This is a genomic window from Desulfonatronospira sp. (assembly GCA_003563255.1).
Lineage (GTDB): Bacteria > Desulfobacterota > Desulfovibrionia > Desulfovibrionales > Desulfonatronovibrionaceae > Desulfonatronospira.
On the sequence record PWSL01000268.1, the window covers coordinates 1 to 11,499 of the forward strand.

Sequence of the window (11,499 nt, forward strand, 5' to 3'; positions counted from 1 at the left end):
CCCACTTGTCCCAAAAAATGAGATGTTTTAAGCACAAAATGATGCTCAAGTGGGTCCCGGAGTGCCTGTCCCCTGCTTTCCTTAAAAGCGCTAAACAGATACGTCAGAAAAAAATAAGTGCGGGACTGTCCCCGGGCCGGTTCCTGCATCCCCATGAATGGTTACCTTAGGATTAAGGCCGTGCTCAGGGCAGACATCAAAACATCCCGCCTGCTCTTGAAAAAACTGCCCATAAGGGTTGTCAACAATTATTTATACAAGTGTTTAAACATTGTTTAATAATCTTTGATTATCACTACAGCAAAACTTATAAAATATAATATTGTACCTCAATTGGGGACAGGCACTTTTGCCGGTTAATAAATAGTAATTGTTCCAAAAATTTGGCGGCAAAAGAGCCAGTCCCCGGAGGTCAATCATAAGTTTCGCTGTAGTGTTGTACATATTCTTATTTTACACTCAGAACTGTGAACAGCACATATCCCGACAAAACAAGTCAGGTACGCAAAAATGGCACATGTATTGCTTAATTTTTGATAAATATCATTCTGTCAAAGGCTAACCTTTAAACCCATGGAGGTGCTTCATGTACCAAAGGATCCCCAAACTGGCCCTGCCCGGACTTATCCTTGCGCTGGCTCTTTTTCTTGCAGCCGGATTCACCAAGGCTGAACCCTGGAATGTCACCGGGTATGAACCCGGTCAACCCATTCCCACTGTTGAAGTGGAAACAGATGTCCCCAACCCCTTCCACACATTTGTAGGCATTGATTTTGTCAAGCCCATAGTAGCAGACAACCTGCTCAGGGTGGAACCCAGGGATGACGTCATGCTCATTGACGCAAGGCCCAAACGTCCCCGCTTTGACCGCGGACACATCCCCACAGCTGTGAGCCTGCCTGACGGCGAATTTGAAGAGAGAGCAGATGAGGTCCTTCCCGAGGACAAGTCAACTCTTCTTATCTTCTACTGCATGAACCCTGCCTGACGTCTCAGCCACGATTCCGCCTGGAAGGCGGAAGAAATGGGATACGAAAATGTCGTAGTTTTTCCTGAAGGTGATGAGCACTGGGCTGACCAGGGCTATAAGCTCTGGACCATCGAGGACATTACAGAACCGGAAGAGGCTGATGTTGCTGAGGCCCCCGAGCCGGCAGAACCATCAGACATAAAAGAAGGCGACTTTCCAGGATCCATTGATGAGGAATTCTTTGTTGAACTTATACAGAACGATCCGGAAAGCATACAGCTAATAGATGTACGCGAACAGGACGAATTTGAAAAAGGGCATATCCCTTCGGCCCAGCGTATGAATGTCGGTGAAATCCGGGCTAATATGGAGAACTTTGATACTTCGGATAAACCCATTGTGCTCATATGCGCCACCGGCGCCCGCAGCGGCGAAGCCTACTTCACCTTTCAGGATCAGCGACCCGAGCTGGACGTCTACTATCTGGATGCCAATGTATCCTACGGTGAAGACGGCAGCTTTGAAGTAAATTAACAACCACCTCCTCCTTATAACCTGATTCCCGGGAGCAGGGCTCAAAGCAAAACAGTTTACGAGCCTTGCTCCCGCAAACCCTCCAGGCACTCTTAAAGTCTTCATACCTGCTCTGCCGGATCATCACCTGCATGGCACTTTTCTATCCTTTTTCTCCCGATAGCAACCACCTTGTTGCCTTCGACCTCCTCCAACCTCCTGCCTGCCGGCCCCTGAAAGCACAAGGGGCCGGCAACCAAAACCAGCAGGACTGCCTGAAACATAAGCCTATTGACTTTGAAAAAATAATTTTTAATCATTTCCAGCAAGGATGCTTATTTCCTTCCAGCGAAAAATGGTTGCTGAATCGCTCCCTTTTTTACATAACCGTACTGAAAACATGAACTTGCATCCGGGACCAGTTAATGTAAGACTTGAGTGTGATTTAACTGCCACTTGACAAGTCATAACAACCTGGACCCAAGCAGTCCTCCCCGGAGGCCAGTAATGAATGAAACTCTCGCAACCTCCATGACCCCGGCCTTTCTGGTGACAACCCTGAGTGTTACTGTTGCCCTGCTGGCAACCATTGTCCTTTTCATCAAAGAATATACCAGGCTGCGCAGGTTAAGACGCGAGTTTCATGATTTCGAGGAAAACTGGAAGCAGGAGATGCAAAAGACCCAGAAGGCCATGCAGCGGGTTGTTGCCAGCTATCAAATAAGTGATCCGGATCAACGGATCAAAATCCTGGAGTCCGCTGTGGCCATCGACCCCCGGGTCTATAACGGTTACAACGCCCTGGGCTATGCCCATCTGGATAAAGGTGACACAGCCGGTGCCGTGGACGCCTTTAAAGAAGCAATCCACCAGCACCCAGAGCAGATTGAAGGATATTGTGATCTGGCAAGGGCTTACCTGAAACAGGGCCAAGAGAGTCTGGCCAGGAAATACCTGGCCCGGGCCGAGGGCATTGACGCCTCAGCAGTACGCCAGGGCCTTCAGGGCGATGATTTCCTGGAGCATCTGCTGGATAAATAATTACAAACCCCTGTACACATTGTTTCAAGCCTTCCCAACGCCTGAGCTGCAGGATGCCTGGACCTGATTCTATTTTTCCTGCATTTACAAATCCACAACACCTCAAGTATCATGCCCTGAATGCAGCTGTTCAGCACACTCTACGCCTGCTCTTGTTCTGATAACCGGGTGAAAAATCATGAACCAAAGCACCCCGTACCACCTCATATCCGTACTCATGCTGGGGGTCATCTCCCAGATCGGCCAGGTCCTTCTTCTGCGCGAACTCTTGATGGTCTTTCACGGCAACGAGCTGTCCATAGGAATTATCCTGTCCGCCTGGCTGGCCTGGGTAGGCCTGGGCAGCCGCCTGGGAGCCCGGGTGGTGGACCGCCGGGGCCGTCCGGTACCGCTTTTGAAAGCAAGCGCTGCAGCAGTCTTTATCCTGCTTCCTCTTACCATCCTGCTCATCAGGAGCCTGCGCGGCTTTTTTGATGTCCTGCCAGGGGCATACCTGACCCTGCCTGAAATGCTCGTCTCCTGCTTTGTCCTCACCGCACCGGTCTGCCTCCTGCTGGGGGCACAGTTCGTGCTTTTGTCCAGGATATGGCGGGAAAAGGAGCTGCTCCGGGACACCACCGGCGCTGGCAAGACCTACGTAGGCGAGGCCGTGGGCAATATGTTTGGAGGAATTTTGTTCACCTTCGTCCTGGTGCACCTTGTGAATCCTTTCCAGTCTTCCCTGCTGATTACGGGCCTTATGCTCGCGGCGGTGCTGCTCATGGTCCCGGCCGCTGCCTGGTCCGGTATCCGCCTTTGGGCAGCGGCGTTTTTACTGATTTTCCTTGGTATGCCTCTTTTTTTCTCCCTGGAACACCTTGACCAGTGGGCTCACCGCCTGCAGTGGAGCCACAGTGCTCCCCAGCATGAACTGGTACGCACTACAGAGTCCAGGCACGGCAACATCGCAGTCCTCAAGCGCCATGACCAGTACAGCTTTTTCCAGAGCGGGCACCTGGTATTCAGTACCGCTGGGCCCGAGACTCTTATTCCCGGCCTGGAAGGACAGGAAGCGGTCAGCTTTGCCCACCTGGCCATGGTCCAACATCAGGACCCCCGGCGTGTACTGCTCATAGGCGGCGGGCTCAGGGGTACCCTGGCCGAAATCCTCAAACACCCTGTGCAGGAGTTGGACTACATCGAACTGGACCGGGATCTTATTCAAACCGCCAGGCCTTACGTACACCAGGACACTCTTGAGGTCCTGGAATCCCCCGGGATCAACCTGCTGCACACCGATGCCAGGCTGTTTGTAAAAAGAGCCCGGCATAATTACGACCTGATTATCGTGGACACTCCCGACCCCACCACCGCAGCCCTGAACAGATTTTACACCCGGGAGTTCTTCCAGGAAGCAAAAGACATACTGAATCCCGGGGGAGTTCTGGTAACCGGGGCCTCATCCACCCCGGATCTGCGCGGCACCGCCATAGCCAACCGCAACACGGCCGTTTTTCACACCCTGGAGGATACATTTTCCCGGGTACTTGTTGCCGGAGACAGGTTTATGTTTTATTTTGCATCAAATGACCCTGAGCAGGTCTCGGTGGATCCGGCCGTGTTGCAGAAGCGCTACCAGGAGAGAGCCATCAAGGCGGCCGGCTTTTCCGGGGTGCACTACCAGGTCCTGCTGGAAGAGTCGCAACTTAGAAGGGTGAACTGGATTGTGCGCCACCACGGGAGAAGCCCTCAAGCCCATCTGCATGGCCCGCCTGCCGTGCCCATATCACCTGGTCCTGTGCTGCAGCAGGTCAAAGGGCGAAAGGACCTGTCTCCGGTAGAAGAGGCCTTTTTTATCAATTCCGACTTCAGGCCCATAGCCTATTACTATACCCTGATGCACTGGAATGAACTGACCAGGAAAGACTCCGGGGACTATCTCAAAAAGCTTTTGCAGGTTCAGAAATGGTGGATACTGCCCCTGATGGCCGCACCTGTCATCTGGGTCCTGGCCATGCGTCTGTTCGGTGCCCGCCTGGGCAGGCCCATGGATATTTCATTTGCGGTCACTGGCACGGCCTTCAGCACGGGCCTTTGCACAATGATTCTGCAGGTGGCCCTGCTTTTTGCCTTTCAGAATATTTACGGGTTTATTTATGAATTAATCGGCCTGATAGTGGGAATGTTCATGCTGGGGCTGGCTCTGGGTGCGTACGGCACCCAGCGTATGGTGCACAGAAAATCCAGCCTGCGCATATTGATGCTGGTCCAGGTGATTATGGGGTCTCTGGCGGCCCTGATAGGTATTTTATTACCCCTTGCATCGGGCATTCAATCACCTGCCGCGGTATTTGCCCTGTTTTCAGGGATTACATTTTCAGCAGGGATAATAAACGGGGTCAATTTCCCCCTGGCAGCCGCTTGCAGCATGGCCCTGAGCCGCCGCGCAGAACACTCCACCGGAAAAATATACGGGGCCGAACTTCTGGGGGCCTGCCTGGGAGCAGCCCTGGCCAGCGCCCTGGTGGCCCCTTTATTTGGAATTGTGGCCTGCTGCATACTGGCGGCCCTGGCCAACCTTACAGCCTTTGCAGTCCTTCTGGCTGCAGGGAGGTCTTATGAAAAATACACAAAGCAAGTTAAAAATCAGCCGTAATCAATTCATTAAAAGCGCCCTGGGGGCCTGCTCGCTCTGCGCTGCAGGCCTTGCCGCGGCTTCTTCCAAAGTCATGGCCCGGACTGCGCCCCCGGCAAATGATCAGCCCCAGACAGCCCGGATGGGGTTTACAAGCCCCAGGGAGGCTCAGTGGTTTGCCAGTGTGAACAACTCCGGGATAAAGTGCGCCCTTTGCCCCAATGAATGCCGGCTGCAACCCGGACAAAGGTCTCTTTGCCGGGTAAGAGAGAACCGCGACGGCCAGGGCTATACCCTGGCCCATTCCAACCCGGCCCTCATCCAGGAAGACCCGGTGGAGCGCAAGCCCTTTTTTCACGTTCTGCCGGGGACCAGGGCCCTGTCCATTTCCACCGCCGGATGCAATCTGAAGTGCAAGTTTTGCGAGGTCTGGGACATGGCCCTGGTGGCCCCTGAAGAGGTCCACGCATACGACATGCCCCCTGAAGCTGTGGTGAAACATGCCCTGGCCACCGGCCTAAAGTCCCTTAGCTACGCCTTTGGAGAACCGGTGATTTTTTATGAGTACATGAAAAAGACCGCAGAAAAAGCCCGGGAGCAGGGCCTGTTGAACCTGATGCACACGGCGGCCTATATCAACCCTGAGCCCCTGGAAGAGCTCTGCAGCACAGTGGATGCGGTCAACGTGGACCTGAAAAGCTTTGATGAAGAGTTTTACAGGGAGGTGGTCGGGGGAGAACTGCAGCCGGTCCTGGATTCCCTGAAGACCATCCGGGAAAAGGGCCTGCACCTGGAAATAACCACCATAGTCATACCCACCCTGAACGACGATATGGAAATGATAAGTGAAATGTGCAGCTGGATAAAAAATGAACTCGGCCCGGACGTGCCCCTGCATCTGGCCCGGTTTTATCCCCTGTACCAGCTCTCGGGACTGCCCAGGACCCCGGTGTCCACTCTGGACCAGGCCCGGGAAACAGCCATGCAGGCCGGGCTGAACCATGTCTACGTTACCCGGGTGACCGGCCACGAGGGAGAAAACACTTTCTGTCCCGCATGCGGCGAAAAGATAATCAACCGGGTGGGCTTCGTCATCGACAGCATGGACATGCAGGGAGGTAAATGCAGCCATTGCGGCCGGGAGATTTCCGGCATCTGGGGTTAAGACCAGTGAGCGTATCCAAAATAAGAAAAATTATTCTGTCTTACTTGGCGACCTTTGCGCCTTTGCGTGAGAATATGTTTTTGGGTTGCGGGCAAAGCCAGCGTTAGCGTCTTTGCGTGAGCAGACTCTTAACTGTTTTTTACACCTTGGCGTGTGACGACAGAGAAACTCAGGACATCCTGCGCCGGTGCAGTCTGTACTGAGACATGGACCTCTGGTCCAGGTTTGTCAGGCCTGCGTCTTTGGCCCACTCGATGGCTTCCACAAATTCCCGGGAGTTTATGGACCTGGCGATCCTGTCATATTCAAAGGCCATATGCTCCACTCGGTACTGGGACATGATATTGACATAAGTATCTCCGGGCAGATTCTCTGCCACCCAGTCTACAAACTCCCTGGTACCGGCAACCCGGTTGGGCATGACCAGGTGGCGCACCATGACGCCCCTTTTGGCTATCCCTCTTTGATCCTTCTCCAGCACTCCAACCTGGCGGTTCATCTCGATTATTGCCTCCTGTGCCTTTTCCGGATAATCCCCGCGCCCCTCGAGAACATACTCTGCAGACTCTTCACTGCCCATGAACTTGAGATCCGGCAGATAGATATCCACTATACCGTCCAGAAGCTCAATATTCTCCACGAGTTCATAGCCCCCGGTATTGTAGCAGAGCGGCAGATGCAGGCCCTTTTTCATGCCGATTCTCACCGCGCTCAGGATATTGGGCATTACATGAGTGGGAGTCACCAGGTTTATGTTGTGACACCCCCGACGCTGCAGATGCAGCATCATCTCCGCCAGCTCCTCATCCTCCACTTCCCTGCCCCGTCCTTCGTGGGCTATGGGCCAGTTCTGGCAGAACACACAGCGCAGGTTGCAGTTGGAAAAAAAGATGGTTCCGGAACCATTGTTCCCCACCAGGGGCAGTTCTTCCCCGAAATGCGGGGACCTGCTGTGCACTACGGCCCGGCCCGGGGCCCGGCAGAAGCCTTCTTCCCCGGCAATCCGGTTCACTCCGCACCTGTGCGGACAAAGAGTGCAATTCTCCAGCCTGGCGTAGGCCTCATCCACCCTGCCCTGCAACCTGCCCTCCTCTTCCAGGCGGGCATAGGCAGGAACCCACTCACTGTCGCCCACCCCTGGGGCTCCGGCCTCTGAACAGCCGGAAAAAACGAATGTGCCTGCTGCAGCAAACACGCCTTTGACAAAATATCTGCGGGTAATCATAGCCTGCTGCCTCCTTGAATCTAAATATAGCCCCGTTGCCTGCAGGGCCTGAAAAACACGTTTTGTTTCCAGACAGATAATACATTCATTCAGGATGTAAATAAAGCCCAAATGATAACACTACAGCGACACTTTGTGTAAACTATCGACTAGGCCACCGGGGACAGGCACTTTTGCCGACCTCAAACCGTAAAGCGGCCGGACTATCCGGCGGCAAAAGTGCCTGTCCCCCTCCAACTTAAATAAAGTGTCGCTGTAGTGATAATGATAATATTTGTGAGTTACTCCTCATACCCTGCCTGTCACGCCTCTGGCGTAATTAAAAAAAAGGGCCCCGGCGTCCCGGGCAAACACTTCGATGGAGTAGTCCTGTTCTGACGAGGTGCTGAATCCCGGGCCACGATTAACACACATTATGACCCTGCGATTGCCGGCCAGGGACTGTAGCATGACCTGGAGCCACATTTGAGTAAGTTTCACTGTAGTGATAAGCAATAAACCAGATGTTCTCCCGCCGAAGCTGATACCTTCCGAACTATTGTGTTTTACTGGATAATTTCCCGGATTGAACCATGTTGTGCCGGGCAAGAGATAAAAAAAAGCGGCCGCATTGTGGACAAAGCATCCAGAAGGCGGCCGCTATTTTGTGCCGGGTTTACGCTGCCTGCATTACTGCTTGACCATGGGCTGGCCACAACAGACCAGTTCGCCTCCTCCAGCTTCCTTGACCTCAACTACATTGCCACAGAGTTCACACTTGTAGATTTCTCCAGTTTCGGGCATGACTTTCCTCCGTCATAAGTTAATGGTTTGACTGATGATCCGTTTTAATGAACCAGCCTCTGCTCAGATACACGGCTGGGAGAATCACATTTTATAATAAACCATTGTCATCAACCGGGCAAGACCTGCAAGAATAAAAAATAGAGTATCTGTTCAGCACTTTTAAGGAAAGCACGGGACAGGCAACTCCGGGACCCACTTGGGGATCATTTTGTGCGCAAAAGAACTCATTTTTCGGGACAAGTGAGTCCCGGAAGATCCAGTCCCCGTGCCACCTGCAAAGCGCTGAACAGATACAAAAAAGGAGAGTTGTATGGACATCAGATCAATTGCACATCTGGGACGTTTCCGGGAGATTGTCACCACCCTGTTGAAGTACGGGTTCCACGACATAGTGGAGCGCCTTGAGATACCTGGCAGCAGGTATCTGAAAAAAGTCAAACCAAAGCATGAAGACCTGCACACCTGGGAGCGGGTGCGCAAAATACTGGAGGAGCTTGGACCTACGTTTATCAAGCTTGGTCAGATACTTTCCCAGCGGGCGGACATCGTTCCCGAAGATCTTATGAAGGAACTCAGCAAACTGCAGGATGAAGTGCAGGCCGAAGATTTTGCAGACATAAAAAAGGTGTTGGAAAAAAACTACTTAGCCCCCCTGGACCATATTTTTTCGGAAATAGATCCCCAGCCTCTAGCCGCTGCTTCCATGGCCCAGGTGCACCGGGCCCGGCTCAGAGAAAACGGCCGGGAAGTGGCCCTGAAGATACAGCGCCCGGGCATTGAAGAGACCATAAAAAACGACCTGGAGATACTGGAGAAGATCGCTGTGCAGCTGGACGGGCGTATGGATTATTTCAAGGTCTATAATCTGCCGCAACTGGTGCGACGTATCAAGAAGCTCATTTTTTCCGAGCTGAATTTCACTTACGAACTGCGAAACATGCAGGTGGCTGCAGCCCAGCTCCAGAATGAACCCAGGCTGAGGGTTCCGGATACGTTTCCGGAACTATGCACCGCCCAGGTGCTGGCCATGGAGCTTTGCAAGGGGAGGCAGATGAAAAACCTGGATATTGCCGGGCTTACAGGCAGGGAAGAACTGGCAAAAAGTGCACTGCACTTCACCCTGCACCAGGTTCTGGGCCAGGGGTTTTTTCATGCTGATCCCCATCCAGGAAATATTCTTGTGGACGATGAAGAAAACCTGATCATCCTGGACTGGGGTATGGTGGGCAGGCTCACCCCCAAGGTGCGTCGAGATCTTATTGACCTCATCGCCGCCATAGTGGAAAACGATGTGGACGAGGTCACCGAGCTTCTGCTCAACTTCACTGCGGGCAGGGAAAACATCAATATGGATGTCCTGCAGGGGGAGGTCCTGGAAATCGTCAGCCACTTCACCCGGATGCCTCTAAAGGACATCAACCTGGGCCGGCTTTTGATGGAGCTGACCAGTGCCCTGCGTGAGCACGGCAGGGTGCTGACTTCGGATTTATCCATCATGATCAAGTCCCTGATAACCGCGGAACAGACGGCCAAGATGCTCTACCCGGACCTGGACGTGGTGGGGGAGGCCGAGCCCATTCTGCGCAGTATAGGCAAGGAGCGTTTCAAACCTGAAAGCCTGCTCAAGGGCCTGTACAAAAATTTCAGGTATCTGCTCAGGTTTCAGTACCAGCTGCCCAGGCAGGCCATGGATATTGTCAGCAAGCTGGACCAGGGACAGCTGGCTATCCGCTTTCAGCATGAAAACCTGGAAGGGATGCAGTCCACCATGGAAACAGTGGTCAACAGGCTGGTGGCGGGCATCATTGCCGCGGCCCTTTTTCTGGGGGCAAGCATGATCTTTGCCGCGGATACCGGTCCCATGATCTGGGGGCATCCGCTGCTGGGCACAATCGGCTACGCTGTGGCCACAGTCCTGTGCCTGAGGCTTCTGGTGACCATGCTGCGCTCCAGGAGACGACGCTGAAAAAGATATTCGAAGTTTGTAACCATTCAGGGGATGCCGGAACCGGCCCGGGGACTGTCCCCAGGCCTGGTGCCAGCGACCAATACCTGAGGACCCCCTGAATGGTTACCTAAGTTTTTTTCAGCTGGCCTAACCGGGGAGTAACCATTCAAAGGGTCCTCGGTGGTAACTATTGGCAAAAGGCCAAGGGGACTGTCCCATATCAACGGTAGATATCCAGGAATTGCAGGTGCTTTTCGTACTGATCCAGGATATCGGTGATCACCTGTTCCCTGGTCCAGTTCATGAGGTCGTAGTCCTGGCCTCCTTCGCGAAGGTGCACTTCGGCGCGGTAGTATTTTCGATTTTGCCCGGGTCTGTCGACGCTGGTGGCGCGCAGGGTGAAGGCCGGAGGTTCATATTCCCTGGGCCGCACAGAGTAGAAGAAGTCCATCTCCTCACCGTGCAGCACTTCCAGCCATACACGGCCGTCCTCGCCTTCCTCGATGTGAGTTGTTATGCCTCTGTTTTCCATTTCCTGGGCCACTTCATCCATGGCCGGCCTGACGGTCTGCTGGATAAAGTTCAGAACTTCTTTTTTCGTGGGTTGGTATACAAGGGTCTTAAGCCTTTTCTTCCAGGACCCCGGCATGGTAGTCGAAGGCATGACAGTGGCTCGCTGCTGGGTGACCTTTTTGACCACCTCCATGCGTACGGACTTGTACAGTCCCAGGCACATGAGAAGCATTATTGCTGTAAAGGGCAGGGCGCTGGCGATGGATGCCGTTTGAAGGGCCCCAAGACCTCCGGCCACCAGGAGTACGGCAGCCACCAACCCTTCAGAGATGGCCCAGAATATGCGCTGCCACACAGGTGCGTTTTCCTCCCCGCCGGAAGTGAGCATGTCAATGACCAGCGAACCGGAGTCGGAAGAGGTCACAAAAAAGGTAACCACCAGGATGGTGGCGATAAACGAGATTATGGTGGACAGGGGCAGGTGCTCAAAGAATCTGAACAGGGCCACAGTGGCGTCTTCGCTGACAGCATCTCCAAGCTGGCCGATCCCCTGGATCATGATCATGTGCAGTGCGGTGTTGCCGAAGAAGGTCATCCAGATGAAGGTGAAGCCCACCGGGACCATGAGCACTCCGATTACAAACTCCCGGATGGTGCGTCCTCTGGAGACCCTGGCGATGAACATGCCCACAAAGGGTGACCAGGCTATCCACCAGCCCCAGTA

The 11,499-nt window shown here is 53.5% G+C and carries 9 protein-coding genes and 1 pseudogene; 6 read left to right on the forward strand and 4 right to left on the reverse strand.

All coding sequences use genetic code 11. The features are described from left to right. Positions 1-586: 586 nt before the first annotated feature. The 5 genes from QZP87_RS07760 (at position 587) to amrS (ending at position 6,303) form a co-directional block, all read left to right on the forward strand. Positions 587-988, forward strand: coding sequence for a rhodanese-like domain-containing protein (locus tag QZP87_RS07760; RefSeq protein WP_291322350.1), 402 nt, complete (start codon positions 587-589; stop codon positions 986-988). A gap of 36 nt (positions 989-1,024) precedes the next feature. Continuing rightward, positions 1,025-1,504 carry a rhodanese-like domain-containing protein gene (locus tag QZP87_RS07765; RefSeq protein WP_291322351.1) on the forward strand — a complete coding sequence of 160 codons (480 nt, stop codon included), beginning with the start codon at positions 1,025-1,027 and terminating at the stop codon, positions 1,502-1,504. Positions 1,505-1,990: 486 nt separating this feature from the next. Beyond that, positions 1,991-2,524, forward strand: coding sequence for a tetratricopeptide repeat protein (locus tag QZP87_RS07770; protein WP_291322352.1), 534 nt, complete (start codon positions 1,991-1,993; stop codon positions 2,522-2,524). A gap of 178 nt (positions 2,525-2,702) precedes the next feature. Continuing rightward, positions 2,703-5,159, forward strand: coding sequence for a spermine synthase (locus QZP87_RS07775; protein ID WP_291322353.1), 2,457 nt, complete (start codon positions 2,703-2,705; stop codon positions 5,157-5,159). Further along, a complete protein-coding gene (gene amrS / locus QZP87_RS07780; protein WP_291322354.1) occupies positions 5,122-6,303 on the forward strand; it encodes an AmmeMemoRadiSam system radical SAM enzyme in 1,182 nt (393 codons plus the stop codon). The genes QZP87_RS07775 and amrS overlap by 38 nt, the downstream gene beginning before the upstream one ends. A 169-nt stretch (positions 6,304-6,472) precedes the next feature. Here the strand turns inward: amrS and QZP87_RS07785 are convergent, their stop codons facing one another. The 3 genes and pseudogenes from QZP87_RS07785 to QZP87_RS07795 all read right to left on the reverse strand — a co-directional run. Then, entirely contained in the window at positions 6,473-7,528 is a 1,056-nt protein-coding gene (locus QZP87_RS07785) for a radical SAM protein (protein ID WP_291322355.1), read from the reverse strand. A 288-nt stretch (positions 7,529-7,816) separates the two neighbouring features. Then, positions 7,817-7,978, reverse strand: coding sequence for a hypothetical protein (locus tag QZP87_RS07790; protein WP_291322356.1), 162 nt, complete (start codon positions 7,976-7,978; stop codon positions 7,817-7,819). Between the two features lie 231 nt (positions 7,979-8,209). Continuing rightward, positions 8,210-8,311, reverse strand: a pseudogene (locus tag QZP87_RS07795) (desulfoferrodoxin FeS4 iron-binding domain-containing protein); the annotation flags it as partial. Between the two features lie 313 nt (positions 8,312-8,624). Here QZP87_RS07795 and QZP87_RS07800 point away from each other — a divergent pair. After that, positions 8,625-10,280, forward strand: a complete 1,656-nt coding sequence (locus tag QZP87_RS07800; RefSeq protein ID WP_291322357.1) for an AarF/UbiB family protein — start codon at positions 8,625-8,627, stop codon at positions 10,278-10,280. Positions 10,281-10,482: 202 nt separating this feature from the next. Here QZP87_RS07800 and QZP87_RS07805 read toward each other — a convergent pair. Further along, positions 10,483-11,499: BCCT family transporter (locus tag QZP87_RS07805; protein ID WP_291322358.1), on the reverse strand; the 1,017-nt coding region annotated here is incomplete at its 5' end.

Bases quoted from the DNA above. Each gene is read 5' to 3' on its own strand.
- QZP87_RS07760 (WP_291322350.1), top strand. From the start codon at position 587: ATGTACCAAAGGATCCCCAAACTGGCCCTGCCCGGACTTATCCTTGCG.
- QZP87_RS07785 (WP_291322355.1), bottom strand. From the start codon at position 7,528: ATGATTACCCGCAGATATTTTGTCAAAGGCGTGTTTGCTGCAGCAGGC.
- QZP87_RS07770 (WP_291322352.1), top strand. From the start codon at position 1,991: ATGAATGAAACTCTCGCAACCTCCATGACCCCGGCCTTTCTGGTGACA.
- QZP87_RS07765 (WP_291322351.1), top strand. From the start codon at position 1,025: ATGGGATACGAAAATGTCGTAGTTTTTCCTGAAGGTGATGAGCACTGG.
- QZP87_RS07775 (WP_291322353.1), top strand. From the start codon at position 2,703: ATGAACCAAAGCACCCCGTACCACCTCATATCCGTACTCATGCTGGGG.
- QZP87_RS07800 (WP_291322357.1), top strand. From the start codon at position 8,625: ATGGACATCAGATCAATTGCACATCTGGGACGTTTCCGGGAGATTGTC.
- amrS (WP_291322354.1), top strand. From the start codon at position 5,122: ATGAAAAATACACAAAGCAAGTTAAAAATCAGCCGTAATCAATTCATT.
- QZP87_RS07790 (WP_291322356.1), bottom strand. From the start codon at position 7,978: ATGCTACAGTCCCTGGCCGGCAATCGCAGGGTCATAATGTGTGTTAAT.